General features: G+C 65.2%; 24 protein-coding genes. 14 read left to right on the top strand and 10 right to left on the bottom strand.

Annotation, left to right across the window (positions count from 1 at the left end):
- Nucleotides 1–179 precede the first annotated feature (179 nt).
- Both ACEWFR_RS15890 and ACEWFR_RS15895 read right to left on the bottom strand, forming a co-directional pair.
- Nucleotides 180–356 (bottom strand): 50S ribosomal protein L37e, encoded by a 177-nt coding sequence (locus tag ACEWFR_RS15890; protein ID WP_374061982.1) that lies wholly within the window; start codon nucleotides 354–356, stop codon nucleotides 180–182.
- Nucleotides 353–580 carry an LSM domain-containing protein gene (locus ACEWFR_RS15895; protein ID WP_374061983.1) on the bottom strand — a complete coding sequence of 76 codons (228 nt, stop codon included), beginning with the start codon at nucleotides 578–580 and terminating at the stop codon, nucleotides 353–355. The genes ACEWFR_RS15890 and ACEWFR_RS15895 overlap by 4 nt, the downstream gene beginning before the upstream one ends.
- Nucleotides 581–818: 238 nt before the next feature.
- On the opposite strand from ACEWFR_RS15895, the gene ACEWFR_RS15900 reads away from it, so the two are divergent.
- Nucleotides 819–1,133, top strand: coding sequence for a hypothetical protein (locus ACEWFR_RS15900; protein ID WP_374061984.1), 315 nt, complete (start codon nucleotides 819–821; stop codon nucleotides 1,131–1,133).
- A gap of 73 nt (nucleotides 1,134–1,206) precedes the next feature.
- Nucleotides 1,207–2,163 carry a zinc-dependent metalloprotease gene (locus tag ACEWFR_RS15905; RefSeq protein WP_374061985.1) on the top strand — a complete coding sequence of 319 codons (957 nt, stop codon included), beginning with the start codon at nucleotides 1,207–1,209 and terminating at the stop codon, nucleotides 2,161–2,163.
- 233 nt (nucleotides 2,164–2,396) lie between these two features.
- On the opposite strand, the gene ACEWFR_RS15910 is transcribed toward ACEWFR_RS15905, so the two are convergent.
- From ACEWFR_RS15910 to ACEWFR_RS15920, 3 genes are all read right to left on the bottom strand, one after another.
- On the bottom strand, nucleotides 2,397–2,615 hold the full coding sequence (locus tag ACEWFR_RS15910; protein WP_374061986.1) for a hypothetical protein: 219 nt from the start codon (nucleotides 2,613–2,615) through the stop codon (nucleotides 2,397–2,399).
- The gene (locus ACEWFR_RS15915) at nucleotides 2,612–3,019 is read right to left on the bottom strand and encodes a nuclear transport factor 2 family protein (protein WP_374061987.1); all 408 of its coding nucleotides are present in this window, start codon (nucleotides 3,017–3,019) and stop codon (nucleotides 2,612–2,614) included. The genes ACEWFR_RS15910 and ACEWFR_RS15915 overlap by 4 nt, the downstream gene beginning before the upstream one ends.
- Nucleotides 3,020–3,109: 90 nt before the next feature.
- A complete protein-coding gene (locus ACEWFR_RS15920) occupies nucleotides 3,110–3,661 on the bottom strand; it encodes a hypothetical protein (RefSeq protein WP_374061988.1) in 552 nt (183 codons plus the stop codon).
- A gap of 146 nt (nucleotides 3,662–3,807) precedes the next feature.
- Here ACEWFR_RS15920 and ACEWFR_RS15925 point away from each other — a divergent pair, with 146 nt between their 5' ends.
- Complete coding sequence (locus ACEWFR_RS15925; RefSeq protein WP_374061989.1) at nucleotides 3,808–4,068, top strand: hypothetical protein; 261 nt, start codon at nucleotides 3,808–3,810, stop codon at nucleotides 4,066–4,068.
- Here ACEWFR_RS15925 and ACEWFR_RS15930 read toward each other — a convergent pair.
- Nucleotides 4,065–4,643 carry a hypothetical protein gene (locus ACEWFR_RS15930; protein ID WP_374061990.1) on the bottom strand — a complete coding sequence of 193 codons (579 nt, stop codon included), beginning with the start codon at nucleotides 4,641–4,643 and terminating at the stop codon, nucleotides 4,065–4,067. The two genes, ACEWFR_RS15925 and ACEWFR_RS15930, sit on opposite strands and share 4 nt — an antisense overlap.
- Before the next feature lie 227 nt (nucleotides 4,644–4,870).
- Between ACEWFR_RS15930 and ACEWFR_RS15935 the strand changes: the two genes are divergently transcribed.
- The 4 genes from ACEWFR_RS15935 to ACEWFR_RS15950 all read left to right on the top strand — a co-directional run bounded on the left by ACEWFR_RS15935 (nucleotide 4,871) and on the right by ACEWFR_RS15950 (nucleotide 10,348).
- Nucleotides 4,871–7,666 carry an AAA domain-containing protein gene (locus tag ACEWFR_RS15935; RefSeq protein ID WP_374061991.1) on the top strand — a complete coding sequence of 932 codons (2,796 nt, stop codon included), beginning with the start codon at nucleotides 4,871–4,873 and terminating at the stop codon, nucleotides 7,664–7,666.
- Nucleotides 7,667–7,897: 231 nt separating this feature from the next.
- Complete coding sequence (locus ACEWFR_RS15940) at nucleotides 7,898–8,740, top strand: phosphatase PAP2 family protein (protein WP_374062065.1); 843 nt, start codon at nucleotides 7,898–7,900, stop codon at nucleotides 8,738–8,740.
- 171 nt (nucleotides 8,741–8,911) lie between these two features.
- A complete protein-coding gene (locus ACEWFR_RS15945) occupies nucleotides 8,912–9,085 on the top strand; it encodes a hypothetical protein (RefSeq protein WP_374061992.1) in 174 nt (57 codons plus the stop codon).
- A 96-nt stretch (nucleotides 9,086–9,181) separates the two neighbouring features.
- A complete protein-coding gene (locus ACEWFR_RS15950) occupies nucleotides 9,182–10,348 on the top strand; it encodes an ion channel (protein WP_374061993.1) in 1,167 nt (388 codons plus the stop codon).
- Here ACEWFR_RS15950 and ACEWFR_RS15955 read toward each other — a convergent pair.
- Nucleotides 10,312–11,313 (bottom strand): AIR synthase family protein, encoded by a 1,002-nt coding sequence (locus ACEWFR_RS15955; protein ID WP_374061994.1) that lies wholly within the window; start codon nucleotides 11,311–11,313, stop codon nucleotides 10,312–10,314. The genes ACEWFR_RS15950 and ACEWFR_RS15955 overlap by 37 nt on opposite strands.
- Before the next feature lie 197 nt (nucleotides 11,314–11,510).
- Nucleotides 11,511–12,512, bottom strand: coding sequence for a TIGR04024 family LLM class F420-dependent oxidoreductase (locus tag ACEWFR_RS15960; RefSeq protein WP_374061995.1), 1,002 nt, complete (start codon nucleotides 12,510–12,512; stop codon nucleotides 11,511–11,513).
- 213 nt (nucleotides 12,513–12,725) lie between these two features.
- Here ACEWFR_RS15960 and ACEWFR_RS15965 point away from each other — a divergent pair, with 213 nt between their 5' ends.
- Both ACEWFR_RS15965 and ACEWFR_RS15970 read left to right on the top strand, forming a co-directional pair.
- Nucleotides 12,726–13,883, top strand: a complete 1,158-nt coding sequence (locus ACEWFR_RS15965) for an MFS transporter (RefSeq protein WP_374061996.1) — start codon at nucleotides 12,726–12,728, stop codon at nucleotides 13,881–13,883.
- A 246-nt stretch (nucleotides 13,884–14,129) separates the two neighbouring features.
- Entirely contained in the window at nucleotides 14,130–14,534 is a 405-nt protein-coding gene (locus ACEWFR_RS15970) for a carboxymuconolactone decarboxylase family protein (RefSeq protein ID WP_374061997.1), read from the top strand.
- 317 nt (nucleotides 14,535–14,851) lie between these two features.
- Here the strand turns inward: ACEWFR_RS15970 and ACEWFR_RS15975 are convergent, their stop codons facing one another.
- On the bottom strand, nucleotides 14,852–15,628 hold the full coding sequence (locus ACEWFR_RS15975) for an SDR family NAD(P)-dependent oxidoreductase (protein ID WP_374061998.1): 777 nt from the start codon (nucleotides 15,626–15,628) through the stop codon (nucleotides 14,852–14,854).
- Nucleotides 15,629–15,807: 179 nt separating this feature from the next.
- On the opposite strand from ACEWFR_RS15975, the gene ACEWFR_RS15980 reads away from it, so the two are divergent.
- From ACEWFR_RS15980 to ACEWFR_RS15995, 4 genes are all read left to right on the top strand, one after another.
- Nucleotides 15,808–17,010, top strand: coding sequence for an alpha-hydroxy-acid oxidizing protein (locus ACEWFR_RS15980; protein ID WP_374061999.1), 1,203 nt, complete (start codon nucleotides 15,808–15,810; stop codon nucleotides 17,008–17,010).
- Nucleotides 17,007–17,786 (top strand): HAD family hydrolase, encoded by a 780-nt coding sequence (locus ACEWFR_RS15985; RefSeq protein ID WP_374062000.1) that lies wholly within the window; start codon nucleotides 17,007–17,009, stop codon nucleotides 17,784–17,786. Before ACEWFR_RS15980 ends, ACEWFR_RS15985 begins: the two co-directional genes overlap by 4 nt.
- Nucleotides 17,787–18,017: 231 nt before the next feature.
- The gene (locus ACEWFR_RS15990; RefSeq protein WP_374062001.1) at nucleotides 18,018–18,587 is read left to right on the top strand and encodes a DoxX family membrane protein; all 570 of its coding nucleotides are present in this window, start codon (nucleotides 18,018–18,020) and stop codon (nucleotides 18,585–18,587) included.
- Nucleotides 18,588–18,890: 303 nt separating this feature from the next.
- Nucleotides 18,891–19,952, top strand: coding sequence for a phosphotransferase family protein (locus tag ACEWFR_RS15995; protein WP_374062002.1), 1,062 nt, complete (start codon nucleotides 18,891–18,893; stop codon nucleotides 19,950–19,952).
- Between the two features lie 308 nt (nucleotides 19,953–20,260).
- Here the strand turns inward: ACEWFR_RS15995 and ACEWFR_RS16000 are convergent, their stop codons facing one another.
- Nucleotides 20,261–20,761, bottom strand: coding sequence for a hypothetical protein (locus tag ACEWFR_RS16000; protein ID WP_374062003.1), 501 nt, complete (start codon nucleotides 20,759–20,761; stop codon nucleotides 20,261–20,263).
- Between the two features lie 323 nt (nucleotides 20,762–21,084).
- Between ACEWFR_RS16000 and ACEWFR_RS16005 the strand changes: the two genes are divergently transcribed.
- Nucleotides 21,085–23,037, top strand: coding sequence for a 3-hydroxyacyl-CoA dehydrogenase/enoyl-CoA hydratase family protein (locus ACEWFR_RS16005; protein ID WP_374062004.1), 1,953 nt, complete (start codon nucleotides 21,085–21,087; stop codon nucleotides 23,035–23,037).

Here is a 23,037-nt window from a genome sequence, read left to right on the forward strand (position 1 = left end):
AACTAAGGGCTGTTCATCGGCGGCGCGGGCCGACCGGTACGTGGTGCGTTTCGATCGATGGTCGAAACCGAGACTGTCGAGACTGAAACTGTTGGAACCGAGACTGCCGAACGCGACCCTGCTGAGCGCTCAGTTGGATGCAACGCGAACGGCGAAAAACGAGGGGGAGAAGCGAGAGATCAGTTGTCGCCGGATTTGGACTGCCACTCGTATCCGCGGCGTTTGGCGGATACGCCGAAGCCACACGACGAACACTCTTTCTTCTTGGTATGATACGATTTCTCTCCGCAGCGACGACACTTCGTGTGGGTCGTCTTGTTCTTCTTTCCTTGGCTCGGGGTTCCTGCACCAGTCATGGAGTGATCGAAACGACGTTATCGCCGCGTATAATGGTTGTGTCTTCGGCCGGCGGCTCCGCTTCGACCCCGCCGTCGACGGGAATCGTCACGTCCTCGAGCACCAGATTCATGTGCTGATCGTAGCCGGCGAGCTCGCCGAGATACTCGTCACCACTCTTGAGCCGTACCGTTACGCGTTCGCCGAGCGACGCCTCGAGGACGTCCAGCGGTCGTCCACTCATACGCAACACCGCTGGTGACGGACACTTAATCGTACCGGTCCGGATCCCGATTCCGGTCGGACGAACGACGCTACCGTCTGTCGCGGGAACCGACGGCACAGCACGCCTGTTCTATCCGGCGGTTTTGCGGCCGATACGGGCGAGTGTGAAGGACGGCGAACACCGTAATAGCTCCTTACACACTCACTAACGTATACCTAACCAAACGTCTAAGTGTGCACTCGTGGACCGTCAACCCATGGGAGACAAGAAATTCACCTTCGTAGAGTTGCATTTCGACGGCGAAGCACAGTTCGAACTCGGATCGATCGGCGAGGCGTTGCCGATCGGCAGCACCGAATCGACAGCGGAGACAGACCTCGAGACGGAGACCGAACCCGACGAGGGCGCGGCCTCGGGAGACGAGTCGGGCGGCAAGGGCAAGAGCGCCGCCGGCGCGCTGGTCGCGCTCGTCGTCCTCGTCGGCATCGCCGTCGCCGCCAGAAAGTTCCGCGGCGGCGACGAGGAATCGGACCTCGAGACCGAAGCGGAACCCGACGTCATCGTCAACTGACCGACGGCGTCGGGTTTTGCACCGACACGAACCGAGCCGAACGCTTTTGCGCGTCCTCGTCCTAGCCGGAGTTGTGAATCTCTATCGTAGCGCCCGGGCCGTCGCCGGGGCGTCCGGTGACGACGCGATCGACTGGCGGTCGGCCGCCGATGCCGCCAAGGCGGCGACCGATCCGGGCTCGCTCGACCTCGAGTCGGGCGAGCGCGAGGCGTACGCTCGCGACGTCCGGGACGCGCGGGCCGCCGTGCGGTCGGTTTCCGGCGTCGAGTTCGACGTGCCCGAAACCGTCGAGATCCAGAATCGCCACCACTGGATCGACGCGAACGTCGCCACCTTCGAGCGGGTCATGCAGACCCTCGAGACCCACACCGGCGCGTTCCCGGGCGTCGCCCGGACGATCAATACGGGGACGATGACCGTCCTGCTCTCCTTCCTCGGACGGAACGTCCTCGGCCAGTACGACCCCCTCCTGCTCGCCGACGCCCCCACGGACGACCACGCACTGTATTTCGTCCGGCCGAACATCCTCAACGCCGCCGCGAAACTCGACGTCGACGCCGACCGGTTCCGCCGCTGGATCGCCTTCCACGAGGTGACCCACGCCGCCGAGTTCGGGGCCGCGCCGTGGCTCTCCGACCACCTCGAGGCCCGCATGGAAGACGGGATCGCGACGCTCTCGGAGGGATCGTTCGACCGGGACGCGTTCCGCGATCTGGACGCCGCGATGACCGTCGTCGAGGGCTACGCCGAACTCCTGATGGACCACGCGTTCGACGAGGAGTACGAGGACCTGCGGCGCAAGCTGGACGAACGGCGTCAGGGGCGGGGACCCCTGCAGAAGCTCTTCCGTCGTTTGCTCGGCCTCGGGCTGAAAGAACGCCAGTACGAGCGCGGCAAGAACTTCTTCGAGCACGTCCTCGCCGTCCGCGACCTCGAGACGGCGAGTCTCGTCTGGGAGGGGCCAGAGAACCTCCCAAGCCACGACGAGCTCGACGCGCCGGGGACGTGGATCCAGCGCGTCGATCGCTAGGATCAATCGTTTCTCGAGGAAGAGATCGCTATTCTGCTGGTGTTACGAAATCATAGCAGTGCCGAAGTCAAGCGTCCTGCTATCGTGGCAACACGGAATTGCCACGCCCTCCCCAGCCGATTCGCTCAGTCACTCCGTTCCCTCGCTCATCCCTCGCACGACTTCGTTCCGTGATTCGCTTTCGCTCATCACGGTACAGCGCGCGCCACCGCGCAGTGACTCGACATCGCGGTTCAATCGGTCGTAATCCAAATCAAGTACCAGAGTAACGCGCCGCCGGCGACGATACCGCCGAGTATCGCCGCGCCGATCACCGGCAACGGGGCGTCGCTCTGGAGGGCGACCAGGCCGCCGGAGAGCCCGACCAAGAGGACGAAGACGGCTTTGAGTTGATCGCCCCCGTCCGACAGGTCGCTCGAGCGCGACGAGCCCCGCCCGGAACCGCGACTCACAGCTCGCGGGGTGCGCTGACGTGCATCGAAACGAACCGCCAGTCGCTCGCGCTCGAGTCGTCGGCCGAATCCCGTTCGACCAGCGTCGCGCTCCAGCGGCTGTCGAACCGGTAGCGCTCGCCGGTCGTCGTCTTCGTCCAGGCCATCGTCACCTCGTCGGCGACCGTCGCGAATCCGTCCCGTTCGTCGACGACGAGATTCGTACTCTCGACCGTCCACTCGTCAGTCGTCTCCGTCTGCTCCTCGAGGGCCGCGGCGATCTCGCTCCCGCCGAACAGGGACTCGCTGATCCCGAATTTGACGGTCCGCTCGTCATCGGCGAAGTACGGGGCGAGAGGGTCGCCGTCGCGGAGTGCGTCGTAGTACTCCCGAACGACGGCCTCTGCGCTCGCGCTCTGTGACATGGCACTACCATCGAATCCCGATCCCAAAGAGTCACCGGACGCGGACGCAGGCAGTGACGATGACGGTCGCGGCTGTCGGAGTCCACCCACTCACATGAAGCCCCGATCGACCTCGTCGGTCTCGATCAGGTCCTCGAGTTCGCTGTTGAGCAACTCGTCGGCCTCGTCGAACCGGTCGGCGAGGTCTTCGAGTTCGTCGGGTCGATCGTACTGGTCGTACGCCATTGGCCCGAACGCGGGGCTCTCCATGGCCTCCATCACGTCGTCGAAGAGGTCCTGTGGCCGCGTCGGTGCGTCCGCGTGCGTCTCGAGGACGGTCTCGAGGCGCTTCCCGACGGTTTCGGCCTGCTCCTCGTCTTCGGGCGGGGATTGCACTGCGAAGCGGCCGCCCGAATCCCGTTCAGGGAGGAACGATCCGATCTCGTCGTCGAGGTTGCGGGCGACCCGCGTGCCGACGCCGCGAACCTCGAAGGGATTCTTCGCGTACGTTTTCAGGAAGAAGACGCCGGCCCGTGGATGCGCGAGGTACATGTCTTCGCCGACGCCGCCGGCGCGATCACCGGCGACGGCGCGCCAGTCCTCCGGATCGACGTTCCGTTCGGTGACGTCCTCGAGTACGTCCTGCCACTCACGAATCCGCATACTCGACGGGAGGATCGCCGGCAGAATGAACGTATCGGTCCCACCGAAAGACGCCGCAGAGAGACTATCGTGACCGATAACGGCCGATAAGAACCAAAAAGAATACGAGTGGTCCCCCGAAGATAGCGGTAACCGACGCTTTCCCTATGTCCGGCCGCCACTCACTCTCGTTCGTCGAACTGTTTCGCGCCACACCAGCAAAGAGTGCGTTGTTGACGCTCGCACCGCTGGCACTGGCGCTGGGTCAGTTATGGAATAGTTACGTCAACGGCGTCTCGCCGGCCGTCTCGATCACCTTTGCCGTCGTCATGATCGGCTTCTCCGTCGTCGCGATGGGCCACCACGCCGCCGAACAACGCATCCGCCGACTCGAGGCCGAGTACGGTCCGGATCGGGCGAAGCTCTAGGTCCCCGCTCCGGACTCGGTCGTCACCGACCGCGCCTCGCGGGCCTCGTAGGCGTTGTATCCCGCCAGTCCGGCGATCAGGAGACCGGCAGCGAGTGTGCTCCAGAACAGACCGCCGGTCATCCCGAACAGTGCGGCCGAGACGATCAGCCAGATACCGAGGACGGCGATCAGGGACGCGATGGCGGTGCTGAGCGGAATGTCGTTCGTCAGTCGGTAGTAGTTGTAGCCCGCAGCAATGGAAATTACGAGTCCGACCAGCACGTTGTTCCACAGCGGTGCCGCCGCGGTCTCGAAGACGAGCACCGACAGCGCGACCCACGCGCCGAGGACGGCGACGAGCAGGCTGAGTACCGATGTCTTTCGCCGCCGTTCCTCGTTCGCGACCTGAGTCGACTCGTCGCGCGGGTCCCGTCCGGCGGAGTGCTCCCCGTCACCGACACCGGTGCCTGAGTCGATGTCGGCGGACGCCGCTTCCGCACGGTTGGTCGGCCCGTCGCCGGTTCCGGCCCCGGCGTCGGTCTCGGTGTCGGACCCGCCGTTCGTCCGACGGTCGTCGCCGTTGGGATCACTCATGGAACCGAGGTTCGCGTCCCGCTCGCAAAAACGGTACGTCCGTTCCGCTCGTTCCCTTCCCGTCACTATCCTATTGATATCGAAGACGGACTCGAGTGCCAGTGGGAACGGTGCTAATGTCTAATTACCGCCGTATGAGATCGACGGTTCGTGGGATCAGGAGCGGGAGGTCGAGCGCGGTCCGGCGACCGATAGCGTTTTTGATCGCTCGATCCTGATGGAACACTGTGCACGTACGCGGAACCGTCGCGGGCGAGGTCGACGTGCGGTCGGTGTCCACGAGCTACGGCGAGAGCGAACTCGCGGAGGTGCCGCTCCGGCCGGCCGAGGACGCGTCGAACGGCGAGGCGACCGACGACGAGACGCCACGCCCTCGAGGCGACGGCGGGACGGTGACCGTCGCGGACGGCCGCGAAACCAGGACGGTCACGCTCTGGAACAAGTGGACCGAGTCGGCGGAGTTGCTCGAGCCGGGGATGGAGCTGCTCGTGACGAACGCGAAAGAAGAGGAGTACAACGGCGAGATGCAGTACGCGACGACGGGCGGCTCCTACGTCGTCGTCGAGCCCTCCTTCCTCGTCAGCGTGACGTCGATCCGCAACTGGGTCCAGTGTCCCCGGTTGTATTATCTGAACAAGCTCTCCGGAGTGCCGCTGAACTACCCCGTCGTGAAGGGGACGCTCGTCCACGAGGTCTTCGGCGACCTGCTCCGCGGGCGCGACCTCGAGGAGTCGATCGATGCCCGCGTCGAGGAACGGGGGCTCCAGCTCGGCTTGCTCGGTGAAACGCCCGAGGCCGTCACCGAGGAGATCCGAGAGAACGCGAACGCGATCGAGGGCTGGCTCGAGCAGGGCCGGCTGACCGACGAGGACAGCTGGCGCTCGGAACAATTACTCATCAGCGAGACGTTCGGCATCCGCGGGCGGGCCGACGCCGTCCGCCGCGGTGCCCCGGTCGAACTCAAGACGGGCAAGAACCTCAAGAAAGAGCCGCGGTTCAAGGACAAGGTGCAGGCCGCCTGCTATGCGCTCTTGCTCGAGGAACACGGTGGCGACGTCGACATCGGAACGCTCCTCTACACGAAGAACTCGGCGCTGGATCGCAACGAGGAGACCGGCGATCTCACGCCCGCAAAGGAGTTTACGATGGGCGACGGTCTCCTGAAGTACGTCGTGCGCCTGCGCAACGAGATCGCGGCGAAGGAAGTGTCCGGCGATATTCCGACCGGCTACGAGGCCGACGCGAAGTGTGAGTACTGTTTCGAACAGGACACCTGTATGGTCGTCTCGGGCCGCCTCGATCAGGAATCCAAGGCCGGCCAGATCGGCAAGTCGCTGCCGGACGAAGAACTCGAGTATTTCGACCGGTTTTACCGCGCAATCGAGGAAGAACGCCGCGAGGTCCACCGCGAGTACGCCAAGCTCTGGGAACAGACGGCCGAAGAGCGGGCCGACGACGACCGCGCGCTGATCAATCTCGAGTTCGTCGAGAAGCGGCCGCTCGAGGAAGGGCGCTGGGAACTGCGGGCCGAGCGGACCGGCGGCGCGACCTCGAAGCTCCGCGAGGGCGATCTGGTGCTCGCGAGCGACGGCCATCCGGTTCGCGGCGATTCAGAGCTAGCGTGGGTCAAACGACTGGACGACGAAGTCGTTCTCACGGCGGACGAGCCGGTCGAGGTGACGCGGCTCGACGTCTATCCCTCCGAACTGACGACTGACCGGCTGCTCGTCGCGATGCACGACGCGCTCCTCAAAGGCGACGAGCGGCGCAAGGACATCCTGTTCGGGAGAGCGGATCCCGAGTTCGAGGCGAGCGGGGCGTCGGAGACGCCCCGAAACGGAGCCGGTGAAACCGGCGAAGTCGATGAAACGTTCATCGACAACAACGAACGCCAGAACGAGGCCGTGACGAAGGCGGTCGGTGCGACGGACTGCGCGCTGATCCACGGGCCGCCGGGCACCGGGAAGACCTACACCATCGCCCGGGCCATCCGAGCGATGGTCGAACGCGGCGAGCGTGTCCTGTTGTCGGCCTTCACGAATCGGGCGGTAGACAACGCGCTCGAGGCCCTGCTCGAGCAACTCGAGGACGTGATCGACGAAGAACGAGTCGTCCGCGTTGGCTCCGAGAGCGGGATCCGCGACGACATGGAACCCTACCGCCTCGAGCGCTCGGGGAATCCCGAGGACCGCGTCGCGAAACTCCAGAACGCGCAGGTGGTGGCGGCGACGACGTCGACCTGCGGCTCGCGGATCATGAAAGAGCAGGCCTTCGACGTGGCGCTGGTCGACGAGGCCGCACAGCTCACCGAACCCGGAACCTGCGCGGCGATCAACCTGGCCGAGCGGTTCGTACTGGTCGGCGACCACGAGCAACTCCCGCCGGTCGTTCGGGCCGAAAACGACCTCACCGAGTCGCTGTTCGAGCGGCTCGTCGATCTCCACCCCGAGGCCGGCGTCATGTTGACCCACCAGTACCGGATGAATCAGCGCATTCAGGTCTTCGCCTCGAACGAGTTCTACGACGGCCAGCTTCGACCCGCGACGCCCGAGGTCGCGGGCCGGACCCTGGACGACCTCGAGGGCGTCTCCCGCGACGCACTTCCCGAGACCCTTCGGGATCCGGTCTCGTTCGTCGACGTCGAGGGCGACCGGAGTCAGTACACCGACAGCGAGGAGGCCGCGCGGATCGCGGCCCTGATCGAGACCTACGAAGCGGCCGGACTCGAGCGAACCGATATCGGCGTCATCGCTCCCTTCCGGGCGCAGGTCTCGGAGATTTCCAAACACATCCCCGACGACGTGGCCGTCGACACCGTCGACCGGTTCCAAGGCTCGAGCCAGGAGGTCATCATCGTCTCCTTCACCGCGACCGGCTCGCTCGAGGGACCGATCTTCGAGGACTACCGGCGGATCAACGTTGCACTGACCCGGCCCAAGCGCGCGCTGGTGCTGGTCGGCGACGCGAGCGCGCTCGCGTCCGACCCGGTCTACGAGCGGATGCTCGAGTGGGCGCGGCGGTGATTTGGGCCGCGCCGAGGACGGCTCGGTCACTCGTCTCCGGTCGCGCCGCGACAGATGGCGGCCGCGCTCCTGTCGGTGCCCTTCGACGCGCATCCGTCGACGGTGACGGGGTCGCCCTCGAGGCGGATTCGTGCTGACCGCTCGAGTCGTCGCCCCGCGATGGAGGTATCAGCCGGAATCGCGACCGGGACCGCCGGGGTTTATCTTCGTCTGAGAGTAACGGCCGGTGACATGCGACTCGAGGAGGCGAGCGCGGCGGTCCGAAACGCCACTCCGGACGAGTACCCAGAGCTCGTCGTGTTGATTACCGAACTCGGCGGGACGACGCTCCTCATGTTCCTACTCGCCGTGCTGTTTTGGTGCGCGGATCGCCGCCGGAGCGCGCTCGTGATCAGCTACGCGGTCGCCGGCCTGGCGCTCTTGCTCTCGCTCAAAGCCGTCTTCGAACTCCCGCGACCACCGGCAGACGCCATGCTGGTCGCCCTCGAGGGAGAGCGCGAGGGGTACGGCTTCCCGAGCGGTCACGCGTTCGCGGCGGCGGTCGTCTACGGCGGGCTCGTCTCGGTGTACGATCGGGGCGACGACTGGCGGGCCGTCGCCGGTGCAAGCACGCTCGTCGTCGCGGTCTCGCTCTCGCGGGTCGCCCTCGGGGTCCACTACCTGGGCGACGTGATCGTCGGCGCGGTCCTCGGAATCGCCTTCGTCGCGGTCATGAATCGACTCACGCACGGCGATCCGACGATCGGGTTCGGCATCGCGCTCGCCCTCGCCGTTCCCGCCGCTGCGGTCGTCGGAACGACGGACGCGCTGCTCGGACTCGGGGGATCGATCGGCGGGCTGCTCGCCACGCGGCGGCTCGAGGCCCTGCCAGCACTGCGATCCCGACTCGAGGGCGTCGTCCTCACCGGTCTCGGCGGCGGATTCGTGGCCCTCATCACGAGTGTCGAATCCGTCGTCGCAGCGGTCGAGCCCCTGCTCGTCGTCCTCTACGCGATTCTCCTCGCCGGTATTATTCTCGCCCCGGCCGCCGTCGGCCGACTCGAGGTCGGCGCGCTCGAGTCGCGGCGGGCGTAGGAGCGCTACCGGCGACCGGTCGTTCGACCGCCGAGCGCTCCCAATGACGATTGCAGGCGCAGGGCCCACGTGTAGTGCCGCCGTGCGTGTGGATTACGACCGGATTTGATACTGAGCGGGAGTAACGAGCGCGCGTCGGCCGAGTCGACTCGAGGAACGGAGGACGAACCGATGAGGGCGCTCACCAGGTACGGCGAACAGGACGTCCGTATCGACGACGTTCCCGAACCGGAGATCGTCAACCCGACAGACGCGATAATCGAGAGTAGCTCCTCCGAGGCCATTCCGTCGGGATTCCCGTCTGTGCTCTTCGCCATGACTCTCGGAGGAAATCCCCACCAATAAGTCAGTGCCAATAACTCTCACAGTCCAAAATTCGTGTGCTCCGTCGGGTGGCGGACTCGACCGGGGGTTTACCGCCGCCGTCGGTGTGGAATCGCTATGTTCGAGGCGCTTCACCCGCGTCGACCCGGCGGTCGCGTCGCTGTCTGGATCGTCGCCGCAATCGCCCTTACGTCGATCGCGACCGGCGTCGGCGCGATTCTCACTCGGCCGGCCCTCGAGACCGGCGGCACGCTCGGCGATCTTCAGGCTGTCGCAGAGTTCAGCGGGACCGTCGTCGGCTTCGCCCTGCTCGTTACCGCCTGGGGAATGCGTCGGGGGTACCGGCTGGCGTACGTCACCGCCGTCCTCCTCGTTGCCCTGTCCGGGGCACACGGTATCGTCCAGTTCCGAGCGGTGTCAGTCCCGCTCGTCGTTCTCTCGGTCGGTGGACTCACCGTCCTCGTCGCCACAAGCGGGCGGTTCACGCGCTCGAGTACCCTCGACGCGACGCAGATCGGTGCGTTCCTGTCTATCATCGGCGTCCTCTGTTACGGAACCGCCGGAGCGTACGCGCTCAGAAGCGGGTTCGACGGGGTCACGACCGTCGTCGACGCGGTCTACTTTACCATCGTGACCGCGAGCACGGTCGGCTACGGCGATGTCCACGCGAGCACCGAAGCGGCGCGTCTGTTCGCTATCTCGTTGGTCGTCCTCGGACCGGCGACCCTGGCAGCCACGGTCGGCAGCCTGTTTGGACCCGCGCTCGATACCCACCTCGCCCAAACCGGTCGCCGAGCGACGGCCCGTCTCGGTTCCGATGCTGCCACAGCCGGACACGGTTCGGAGACCGGCACAGAAATCGTCGTTCTCGGGTCCGACGAGACGATTGCACCGATCGTCGACGCCCTCGCGTCCCGCGCGTCGGTCGCGGTCGTGACGAGCGAGGAGCGCTCACGGCATTCGGATGGCGTCGACGTACTCATCGGTGACCCGACGGCCGACGGCACGCTCGAGCGGGCCGGCCTCGACACGTGCGACGCGGTACTCGTCGGGACCGCCGCCCTGCGAGACGCGGACGCGGTGATCGCCGCGGCTCGGTCGCACACGGACGCCAAAATCGTGGCACTCACGGGTGGTGGGGAACTCGAGTCCACCGAACGAACCGGGGCGGACGTCGTGGTTGACCCCGAAACCGTGCTGATCGAGGCGACCGTCGACGCGCTGTTCGGGACCAGCGGGGGCGCGGGTCAGTCGTCCGTGTCGGCGGCCTCCCACAGCGGATAGAGATCGTCCTCGATCGGCTCGGTGATCGACTCACCGTCGAGAACGAGTTCGGGTTCACCGCCCTCGAGGCCCTGCACGGCCCCGATCTCGGCGGCCTCGACTCCTGCATCCGCGAGACCCTCGAGACAGTCCGCCAGTGCGTCCGCAGGGACAGTCGCGACCAGCGCGCCGGAGCCGAAGATCCGTAGCGGGTCGACGCCGGCCGCCTCGCACAGCGCCGCCGTCTCCTCGCGGATGGGGACGGCGTCGCGATCGACCTCGAGCCGGACGTTCGAGGCGCGAGCCACCTCGAGCAGACCGGACGCGACCCCGCCCTCGGTGGGGTCGTGCATCGCCGTCGCATACTCGCGGACGATTCGGGCATCGGGAACGACGCTGATCTCTTCGAGGAACCCCTCGGCGCGCTCGCGAGTCTCAGAATCGACGCCGAGTTCGTCGCCGAAGTCGGCCGCGAGGATGGCCGTTCCCTCGATTCCCGCCGCCTTCGTGAGGAGCACGCGATCACCGGGTTCGGCCCCGGCAGTCGGGACGAACCGATCGGTCGTCCCCATCGCCGTCAGGGAGAGCAGCGGCCGCTCGAGCTGGTCGACGTACTCCGAGTGGCCGCCGACGATCGACGCGCCGACCGCCCGTGCGGCGTCGTCGAGGTCGTGGGAGATTTCCTCGAGAGCGCTCTCATCGGCCCCGGTGGGAAGCAAGACGACGGCCGTCAGCCAGCGCGGGTCGGCTCCCGAGACCGCGACATCGTTGGTAGCGACGTAGATGCCGAGGGTGCCCACCTCGGCGGCGGCCAGAGAGATCGGATCGGAGCTGACGACGAGCGTCCCCTCGCCGTCGGGCCAGTCGATCGCGGCGGCGTCCTCGCCGTCCGCGGGGCCCTGTACTATCGTCTCATCCGTCTCGGCCGCCCCCGTCCGCTCGAAGACGTGCGCGAGCAGGTCGTCCGGGCTCACCTTGCCGGGCATACTTCCTACTGGGACAATGTGCCGTTTGTAGCTGTCGGAGAATTTGTTCGCGACGGTTGGGTATACGACTGACTCGCTTACCAGAACACCCCGAAAGCCCCGACACCCCTTTCATTCCCACCCGAACGTGGCTTGGTAGGGGTGCTATCGAATACCGCTCATATCCACGGAGACACTCGAGGCAATCAGGGGCCGCTTCAGGCGTCGGGCGCGACCGCTTCCATCGTCTGCCGAACCTGGTCCTCGCTCGCGCCGCGCGGGAAGCTGACCGCGACGGCGTCGAGGCCGTCGACCGCCTCGTAGGCCTCGAGTTGCTCGCGAGCGGTCTCGGGATCGCCGGCCGCACAGAGGTCGTCGAGGATGTTCTCCTCGACTAGCTCGAGGGCGCGGTCGCGGTCGCCGTCCTGCCAGGCGTCGTAGATGTCGGTGGCCTCGTCGTAGCCCTGTCGCTCGAGGGAGTCGCGGTAGAACGTGCCCATCCCGCCGACGTAGAAGCCGATGTGCTGGCGGGTGAGCGCGCGGGCCTCGTCGGGGTCGTCCAGCGCACAGCAGGTGACGCCGGCGGTGACCTGCACGTCGTCGGGATCGCGGTCGCCGAGTTCAGCACCGCGCTCGATGTCCTCGAGTCGGTCTTTCGTTCCCTCGGGGGTGAGCATGATGCCGTGCCAGCCGTCGGCGAAGCGACCCGCGAGTTCGACCGCCTTGGGCCCCATGCCGGTGACCTCGATCGGCGGCGGCGTCTCCGGCGGGTCACAGCGGAGCCGAAAGCCCGAGAGGTCGAAGTCGTCGCCGTCGTAATCGACGGTCTCCCCCGAGAGCACCTGACGGACGATCTCGACCGTCTCGCGGGTTCGCCTGAGGGGATTCCCGTACTCCACACCGTGCCAGTTCTCGATCACGACGGGGCCGCTCGGACCGAGTCCCAGCCGGAATCGGCCCTCGGAGACCTCCTGTAGCGTCGCCGCCGTCTGGCCCAGCATGGCCGGCGTCCGCGAGTAGGTGTTGAGGATGCTCGAGCCGACGTCGATCGAGTCGGTGCGCTCGGCCATCGCCGTCAGGACGGTGACGCCGTCGCGTCCCCACGTCTCTGGGAGCCAGGCGCAGTCGTACCCGCCGTTCTCGGCGGTCTGTGCGTAGTCGACGATCGAGTCGATCGTCGGCTGTGCGGCTACCGGCAGGTGGACATCTCTGTCTGTCATCATCAATCACAGACGCAACGGTGCCTTTTGGGTGTATGGGAACCGGGGGCCCGAAGACTATCGTTTACAACTCGGGATCGAACGCGGCCTGAACTCGAATGCGGCCTGATACTCGTGTTGCGCGCACGTCGGGCCGATCCGGAGCGACCGTCAAACCACCCCGGAATCGTCCGGTTTCGGAACGTTTGAGAGCCGTTGTCGGAACTAGTGACTGTGACCCGAACGCGACTCTTCGCCTCTCTCTGTGGCCTCGTCTTTTTGCTCAACCTCGCCAGAGTCATCTTCGCACCGCTGCTGGACGTGTTCATCACCGAATTCGCGATCGGCGAGGCGACCGCCGGACTCATCGTGACACTCGCGTGGGTCGGGAGCGCCTCCCTTCGCCTGCCGACCGGGTGGCTCCTCACGAAGGTCCCGAGACACCACATCGTGGTCGGGTCCGGGATGATTCTCGCCGCGTCCTCGGCGATCGCTGCGACCGCGATGACCGTCCCACAGCTCATGGGCGGGGCCTTCCTCATGGGCATCGCCTCCGGGGTCTACTTCGTCTCGGCGAACCCGTTGTTGAGCGAACTTTTCCCGTCGCGCGTCGGCCACGTCATGGGAATCCACGGGGCTGCCAGCCAGCTCGCCGCGGTGATCGCCGCCCCGTTCGTCGCGCTCACGCTCATCGTCGACTGGCGGCTCTCGCTGTGGGCGATCGCCGTCGGCGCAGCAGTAGTGACAGCCGCCACGTGGATCATTGCGAGGAACACCGAGATGCCGAGCGCGGGAGGGGCCGATCGCGACTTCGTCGCCGGTGCGCTCTCGGAGTGGCGGCTCATCGTCACGGCGCTGGCAATCGTCGGCGCGCCCGTCTTCGTCTGGCAGGGCCTGTTCAACTTCTACGAACTGTATATGCAGTCGAAGGGACTCTCCGATCGGATGGCGGGGATGATGCTCACGATCGTCTTCGCTGCCGGCGTTCCCGCGTTCTACTTCGGCGGCGATCTGGCCGACAGGTTCCCGAAGGTTCCCTACTTGCTCGGAATCGTCGGCGCGTTCGCCGCAAGCCTTCTCGTACTGACGGCAGTCGACGGCCTGTTCGCGCTGATCGCGGTCACCGCGGTCGTCGGCTTCGTCATTCACACGCTGTTCCCGGCGACGGACACGTACCTCCTCGATACGTTACCGGATTCGACGCGGGCGAGCGCCTACGCCGTGTTCAGTTCGGTCTGGATGCTAACGCAGGCGCTCGGTTCGTCCGCCGTGGGTCTCTTCCTCGAGCGCGGCTACACCTACGACGCGGTGTTCAGCGGTGCCGCCCTCCTCCTCGGCGGCTCGACCGTCGTCCTCGTCCTCCTCGAGCGACGAGGCAGACTTCCGAGTTGACCCGTCGACTGCTGCGCAGTAGCGAGCGTCGACGAAAGCTGAGATCGGGGTCCGCCGACGGATTCCCGCGATCGCTACCGGTCCAGTAGTTATTCAGACTGTCGATAAATATACGTGCCATGCTATCAAATGACTGTGTGATAGTTTCATCTCCCCTCGAGTGGAAAGAGAGCATGGGTTTCCGGTCGTCATCGGGGCAATCGGCACTGTTTCCGACGGCGAACGCGAAATCCGGAGGAGGGGATAATGGTATCAACCGAAACACAAGCGGAGATAACGGAGTATCTCGGACGGGTTCCGAGCTGGATCGAGGCGCTGCCGGAGCCGGCCGCGGACCACAGCTGGGGAATCATTCGAGATCTCGAGCTCGGAGAGACGAAGCTCGAGCAGCGGGAAAAGGCGCTTGTCGCCCTCGGCGCAGCGGCGGCGATTCAGTGTCCGTACTGCATCCGCTTCCACAGAGCGGAAGCGGAACTCGAGGGGGTGACGGACGCGGAGATGTCCGAAGCAATCGCCGTCACGAGCGGCGTGCGCTACTTCTCGACCGTGCTCCACGGGGCGGAGGTCGATCACGACGAGTTCGCGACCGAGACCGAAGCAATCACCGAGCACGTCGAAGAACAGCGATCCGCGGCACCGAGCGACGATTGAGACGGTCTGGTGTACCGATGTACCGGAGCAACCGCAGGTCGGTTCGCGGTTGCTCCGGAACTGACGTACAACAGTCCGTATGAGACGGACGACTGTCAGTCAGTTCCGGCGTACTCGCACGGCGGGTCGTGGCTGCGCCGAGACACAGTGACAGTAGACCGTCCGAACGGCCGGACACCCGGTCACGATATTTCAGTTACCGAACGACGATTTCGTTCACCGATCGACGATTTCTGTCACCGAGTGGCGGCCGGTGGATGCTCGAGGGCCGGTATGGCCGCGTCGTGAACCGGGTCGCTCGAGCGAACCGGGGAAGTTCAGACCTCGCGGTCTTCGCTGATCTGCGGGACGCCCTGGGCGGTGATCGTCTCGCCGACGATGTACGACGAGGCGGGGCTGGCGAGGAACTGGGTGAGGTCGGCGATCTCCTCCACGGTCCCGATCCGGCGTGCGACCTCCTCGCGGTCGATGTTATCCGCGGAGACGCCCATCTGGCTCTCGACGCCCGGCGTGGCGACGAAGCCCGGCGCGATGCAGTTGACGCGGACGTCGTCGTCGGCCCACTCGTAGGAGAGCGTCGTCGTCAGGTTGATCACGGCGGCCTTGGCCGCGCCGTAGGGGCTCATCAGCGGCGAGCCGCGCTGGCCGGCGACGCTCGCGAGATTGATCACCGAGCCGCCGCCGTCCTTGAGGTACTCCGCGGCGGCGTGCGTGCACTGATAGGTCCCGTTGATGTTGATGTCGACGATCGTCTTCCAGCCGTTCGGCGAAATCTCGTCGAACTGGGCCATGAAGGACGCGCCGGCGTTGTTGACCAGCACGTCCAGCCCGCCGAACTCCTCGACGGTGGCCTCGACGAGCGCATCGACGGCCTCGCGGTCGGTCACGTCGCACTCGACCGGCAACGCCCGGCCGGGACTGTCGCTTTCGTTGATACCCTCGGCAACCGGATCGACGTTCTCCTGCTCGCGTGAGCAGACGACGACGTCGACGCCGTCCGCGGCGAAGCGCTCCGCGATCGACTTCCCGATGCCGCTCGAGGAGCCCGTGATGATGGCAGTCTCGCCGTCGACGCTGAACTGGTCCGTATTCACACGCGGTCACCTGCGACTGCGACTCGAATTTGGTTCGTTACCATTGTTAGATCCACTCGCCCATTCGAAGCAACTGTTAATAAAGATGGGCATGGATACCGTACCGTTAAGTGAGTGGCAAGCACTGACATAGATATTCACGCGACGGCGGCAGGACGGTCGCCGTCACGGACACGACCATGACACCAGACACCCCCGATTATGGACCAGATCGCCAGGCCGAGGTCTATCTGAACGGAATGCTCGAGGACGAACGCCCCGAGTTCCCCGTCTCCTATGAGGACCTCGAGAAACGCGCCCGTGAGGAACTCAGCGAGGAGGCGTTCGCCTACGTCGCTGGCGGCGCGGGCTCGGAGTCGACGGTCGCCGCGAACGACCGCGCCTTCGACGCGTGGCAGATCGTCCCCCGAATCATGCGGGACATCTCCGAGCGCGACCTATCGGTCGACCTCTTCGGCCGCGAGTACCCCGCGCCCGTCATGCTCGCGCCCATCGGCGTCCAGTCGATCCTCCACGAGGAGGCCGAACTGGCCGTCGCCCGCGCGGCCAGCGAGTTCGGAGTGCCGATGGTCTGTAGCTCCGTTTCCTCGTACTCGATGGAGGCAGTCAGCGACGAACTCGGCGAGAGCCCCGGCTGGTTTCAGCTCTACTGGAGTTCTGACCGGGACGTGGCGGCCAGTTTCCTTGAGCGCGCCGAGGCCGCGGGCTACGAGGCCGTCGTCGTCACGCTCGACACACCCAAAATGGGGTGGCGAGAGCGTGATATCGAACTCGGCTACCTGCCCTTCCTCGAGGCACAGGGTCTGAAAAACTACTTCGAGGATCCGGCCTTCCGCGAGCGACTCGAGGTGGATCCGCGGGACGACGAGGAAGCCGCAATCGCGTCCTGGCAGGCCTGCTTCGGCGACGCCTCGCTGACGTGGGACGACCTCGAGTGGCTTCAGGCCCAGACTGATTTGCCGATCGTCGTCAAGGGTGTCCTGCATCCCGACGACGCTCGCGAGGCGGTCGAACGCGGCGTCGACGGGATGGTCGTCTCGAACCACGGCGGCCGGCAGGTCGACGGCGCGATCCCGGCGCTCGAGGCGCTACCGGACGTCGTCGACGCGGTCGCGGACGCGACCGCCGCCGACCGCGACGTTCCCGTCCTCTTCGACAGCGGCATCCGGCGCGGGAGCGACGTGATCCGGGCGATCGCGCTCGGTGCCGACGCGGTCTTGCTGGGTCGACCCTACGCGCTCGGACTCGGAATCGGCGGCGAAGACGGCGTCAGCGCCGTCCTCGAGAACCTGCTCGCCGATCTCGATCTGACGGTCGGGCTCTCGGGGTGTGCGAGCCTCGACGAAATCGACCGGTCGACGATCCGGAGGGCCGAGCGATGAGCGAGGACGCGACGGCGGACGGCGACGCGACTGCACCAGACGGCGAGTGGGAAGCCGTCTTCTGGGACATCGGCGGCGTCATCCTCGCGCTCGATTCCGTCCAGGCCGCCCACGCCGACTTCATCGCGGACGTGCTCGAGCGCTACGAGGTGGACGCGACGGTCGAGGAGGCCATCGACATCTGGCGGTCGACCGTCGGGGACTACTTCCGCGAGCGCGACGGCACCGAGTTCCGGTCCGCTCGCGACGGCTATCATCGCGGCGTGGAGGCCATCGTCGGCGAAGAGATCCCTCGAGCGGACTGGCAGCCCCGATTCGACGAGATCGTCCGCACGTCGATCGAGCCGATTCCGGGAGCCGTCGAGACGATCGAACGCCTCGCCGAGCGAGACCTCCACGTCGGCGTCATCAGCGACGTCGACGACGCGGAGGGTCGAGAAATGCTCGAGCGCTTCGGCGTCCGCGAACGGTTCGATTCGATCACCACCTCCGAAGAAGTGGGGCGCACAAAACCCGATCCGGCCATGTTCGAGACGGCACTCGAGACGGCCGGCGTCGACCCGGAACGATCGCTGATGATCGGCGACCGTTACGATCACGACGTAAAGGGGGCCGCCGACATGGGGATGCACGGCGTCGCGTTCGGGGCCGACGACGGCCCGGCCGTCTCCTACCGGATCGAGACGCCGACGGACGTGCTCGAGATCGTTGATGGAGATGAGTCACGCCCATCGAGAACTCGGGCGCAGTCCGGCGAGGACACGCGAGACGAGTGAACTCGGTCGGTGGCTCGAGCGAGAGCCGGGGATCGATTCCCCGGATCCGAGTCAGTCGCTGGATCCTGAACTCGCAGAGGTATCCGTTTAAGTCCGATCGCGATTTCGAACCGAGCGCGTAAATCCAACGAGACCGTCTCGAGGAGGGCTGAAAATGGATTCCCGCGATTATAGAATTCACGTCTATTTATATAACGTCTGTCGACATCTATAGACGTAGGTGAAGATCACATGTCCACAGAGAAGATGAGTGTCGGTGCGAACGTGTTCGAGAGCGAGATCGGTGGCGTCAGCGTCCGCGCGAAGGCCCACAGCCTGAGCGCGTGGTTCGTGCTCGCGCTGCGGCTCATGATGGGCTATGCGTTCCTGTACTCCGGGGCCACAAAGATCGCGGAGGGCGGCTTTAGCGCCGGTGGCTACCTGACCCACAGCGCCGCCACGAACGGCAACCCACTCGCCGAAGTGTTCGCCTGGATGGGCTCCACGCCGTGGTTCGTCGAATTCGCGAACGTCGCCGTCCCGTGGGGCGAGCTCCTCATCGGCCTCGGCCTGCTCGTCGGTGCGCTCGTCCGCCTCGCGGCGTTCTTCGGCGCGCTCATGATGCTCATGTTCTACTTCGGGAACTGGGACGTGGCTCACGGGTTCATCAACGGTGACTTCGCGTACATGCTCGTGTTCCTCGCCGTCGCCGCCTTCGGTGCCGGCCGGATCCTCGGACTGGACCGGCTCATCGAGGCGTACGAGATCGACGGGCAGCCGCTGCTCGAGAAGTACCCGAAACTCGACTACATCCTCGGGTAAGTCGCGGCCTCTCTCCTGATTGGGGCGGTCGAACGGAGCCGGCGAGGAACCTCGGGCTGATCGCGTTCCCGACGACCGTCCGCGGCGGTTCCGCTCGAGCGGCCGCTTCCCGTCAGATTCCCGGCCACTATCCGCGCCCATTGGTAACTTCCATCGCACAAACATTGTAAAAGATGGATTACGGCGTAACTATTTTCGTTAAGGGGGGACGTATTGGCATACGACAATGCCCACAGCGAATCACGAATCGCCGGATGACATCGTATCGGCCGCCCGCGCCGACAGCACCGCCGAGTCGCACCCATGAGCGAGAACTACTACGAGCGCCTCGTCGACGAGGACGCGCTGGTCGCGTATCTGGGAGAACACCTCGGCGAGGTCGACGACTACGACATTGCCCGCCATCAGGAAGGGCACTCGAACGAGACCCTGTTCGTCACCTGGGGCGACCGCGAGCTCGTTATCCGGCGGCCGCCGCCGGGCGAAACCGCCGATACGGCACACGACGTCCTCCGCGAGTACCGCGTGACGAACGCGGTCGCCGACACCGACGTCCCCGTGCCGACTCCAGTACTCGCCTGCGAAGACCACGACATCATCGGCAGCGACTTCTACGTGATGGAGCAACTCGAGGGGGATGTCCTCCGCGAGGACGAGCCCGAACGGTTCGCCGAGCCGGACCAGCGCGAGCGGATCGGCGAAGAGCTCGTCGACACGCTGGCGAAGATCCACGACCTGGACTACGAGGAGATCGGTCTCGGCGAGTTCGGCCGGCCCGCCGGCTACACCCAGCGACAGGTCGACCGCTGGGGCAAACAGCTCTCGTGGGCGTTCGAAGTCACCGAGGACGAGCGGGAAGTGCCCGACCTCCACGAGGTCGGCGACTGGCTCCGGGACAACGTTCCCGACGAACACCCCCATACCCTCGTCCACGGCGACTACAAGCTCGACAACGTCATGTTCGCCCCCGGAACGCCGCCGGAACTGATCGGCGTCTTCGACTGGGAGATGGCCACGCTCGGCGATCCGCGCGCCGATCTGGGCTGGATGCTTTCCTACTGGCGCGACGCGAAAGACCCCGAGCCGTCGATTCCCGAACTCTCGACCCGCTTCATGGAGCGGGAGGGCTACTCGAGCCGACCCGAACTGGTCGAGCGCTGGGAGGAGCTGACCGGGTACGAGTTCAAACACGAGCGGTTCTACCGGACGCTGGCCGTCTACAAGCTGGCCGGCCTCGGCGAGATGTTCTTCCGGCGCTACCTCGAGGGGAACAGCGACGACCCGATGTATCCGAAGATGGAAGAGCGCGTCCCGGCGCTGGCCGCGCGGGCCAAACGGATCATCGAGGGCGACGAACCGCTGTAGCGGGATCGATCCACGATTTCTCCGTCCGCCAGCGTCTGCCGCTCGAGTGGCGAGCGAAACAACTGATCCGAATTGGGTGGAAGACGTCGATGGACAGCATTCCGCTCTCCCCTGCGGGTCGGCTGTCGGCCCGCTCGCTCACTGCGTGCCCTGTACCGGGCGATAACTATAGTAGCCACTGCAAGTCACTGCGCACCTAATCGAACGACTGCGTTGCGATCAGTGTGTCAATCGTTTCAGTGGCTACTATACAGGTGCGTACGTATCGCGAGTTTCACGTCTGGCTCTGAATTGACGGAACTGGAGTATCAATTACCGCTGGCCGAACTCCGTTCGTCATTGAATGTCCTATCCGTCCCAAATGGGTACTTTTGCAGTTCGGTCTGTTGTGTCGTATTCCCCGTTATTCGGTAGGTGACTGAGTACGTGAACGCCTCCGACTCAGACAGCTGCGAGGAGTCAGCAACCCCGCCCCGACACGCTAACTGAACCTGAAACGCGCCACTATCGTTCGAGATCCCAAGAGGGGTACACGTGGTTATCACGGTTTCATCGCCGTAGAGCCTGTGGTTATGGCTCGCAACGAGGTCGTTATAGAACAGACGCTCTTCGTACGCAGTAGCGTACTCCTCGACAGTCGAAGCATTCAACGGAGTCGGTTTCTCGGGACCAACTGGAACACTCTCGACATCCGAAACACCCCCACCCGGCGTATCAGGCTGAATCTGGAACACGATGAACATCCCCACTCCAACAAGAAGTACGAGGGCAAGAAACCCGAGAGGGATAACCGCCCAGTCTGGATCCATTAACTTAAATTCCACTTCCAACATGATAAATGTTATGTGCCTTACGGATCGGTGTACCGAGTATCATGTCTACAGCCAGTACATGTCGTTCAGTGACCGGCGAGACACACTCACGGACCGAGACCTGAGTCGGTCTCGAAATCGAACTCGTCCCGTCCCGTCGACCGCTGATTGGCCGTCCGTCCGGAATAAACTCGAGTTTTGATTACCGACGTTTACTCCAAACTCGAGTCAGCGTATGCGCGGTACAACGGCAGACAACGGGCTTAACATTGCTAAGTCGGTTCGGTGGTATTAAGGCGATCCCGAGCAATCACACGACCATGTCACTGGACAGCATCGACCGCGTTGCAGTGCTGGGCGCGGGGAACATGGGGCACGGAATCACCGAAGTAACGGCCATGGCCGGCTACGATGTCACGATGCGGGACATCAAAGACGAGTTCGTCGAGGACGGCTACGAGTCGATCAAGTGGAGCGTCGAGAAACTCGAGGAGAAAGAACTCATCGACGAGTCGGCCGACGAGGTCCTCTCGCGGATCGACATCACGACGGATCTCGAGGAGGCCGTCGGCGACGCCGACCTCGTGATCGAGGCCGCACCCGAGGATCTCGACCTGAAACACGACATCTTCACCTCCCTCGAGGAACACACCAGCGAGGACACGCTGCTGGCGACGAACACCTCGAGTCTTCCGATCTCGGACATCGCGGAGGCTGTGGACACGCCCGAGCGCGTGCTCGGACTGCACTTTTTCAACCCGCCGGTCAAGATGGACCTCGTCGAGGTCATCTACGGCGAGGACACCAGCGACGAGGCCGCCAAAGCGGGCCACGAGTGGGTCGAGTCCATCGGCAAGACGCCGATCTACGTCCGCAAGGACGTCCGCGGCTTCGTCGTCAATACCATCGTCGGCCCCTTCGGCGGCGAGCCCGCCTGGATGGTCTCGAACGGCGAGGCCACCATCCGGCAGGCTGACGCCACCATGGTCCACGAACGGGGCTACCCGATGGGGCCGTTCGAACTCGGCGACCTCACCGGCATCGACGTGGGCTACCACGTCCGCAAGGAGGGCGGCAGCCCGATCCCACCGATCACGGAAGAAAAGGTCGAGGCCGACGAACTCGGCCAGAAGACCGGTAAAGGCTTTTACGACTACGAGGACGGCGACGGCGCCGACTACGAACCCGAGGACGCGGGCGGCTTCGACTGGCTCCGCGTCGAGGCCCGCATGATCAACCGCGCGGCGTTCCTCGTCGGCGAGGACGTCGCGACGCCCGAGGAAGTCGACACCGGCGTTCAGCTCGGACTCGGCTTCCCCGAGGGCATCTGCCGACGAGCCGACAAGATCGGCCTCGACGAGGTCCTCGAGAAGCTCGAGACCCTCCACGAGGAGACCGGCTCCGATCGCTTCGAGCCCCATCCCTACCTCGAGCAGCTCGTCGAGGAGGGCAAGACCGGCGAGGACGCCGGTGCCGGCTTTTACGACTACGGCGACGACGAACTCGGTCCCTTCCACGACCTGAACTACGAACTCGAGGACGGCGTTCTCTCCGTCGAACTCGACCGCCCATCGCGGATGAACGCGCTCTCGGAGGACCTGCTCACCGAGATCGACGAGCTGTTCTCCTCGGTCGACACCGACGAGGTCCGGTGTGCGACGATCGAAGGCGCGGGCGACCAGGCGTTCTGTGCCGGCGCGGACGTCTCCGGCTTCAGCGACGCGAACCCGACCGACCTGATGGACGTGACGCCCGCCTTCGAGACGGTCAACGACTTCGAACGCCCCGTCCTCGCGAAGATCGACGGCTTCTGTCTCGGCGGCGGCCTCGAGCTCGCGCTGGCCTGTGACCTGCGCGTCGCGACCGACCGCTCGTCCTTCGGCACGCCGGAGATCAGCCTCGGCCTGATCCCCGGCGGCGGCGGCACGCAGCGACTCACCCGCATCCTCGGCGAGACCCGCGCGAAAGAACTGGTCTTCCGAGGCAACCACATCGACGCCGACCGCGCCGAAGAGTGGGGACTCATCAACCGTTCAGTCGAGCGCGACGAGTTCGACGACACCGTCGAGGAGTTCGTCTCCGACCTCGCCGGCGGTCCGCCGATCGGCCTCAAGATCGCCAAGAAGGTCATGAACGAGGGCGAGGACGCGAGCATGGAAGCCGCACTCGCCATGGAGAGCCAGGGCTTCGGACTCCTGACGAGCACGGAGGACGTACTGGAAGGGACCGCGGCCTTCGCGGAGGATCGCGACCCCGAGTTCGAGGGCAAGTGA

The organism is Natrinema sp. H-ect4 (assembly GCF_041894845.1).
In the GTDB taxonomy this organism is placed as follows: Archaea; Halobacteriota; Halobacteria; order Halobacteriales; family Natrialbaceae; genus Natrinema.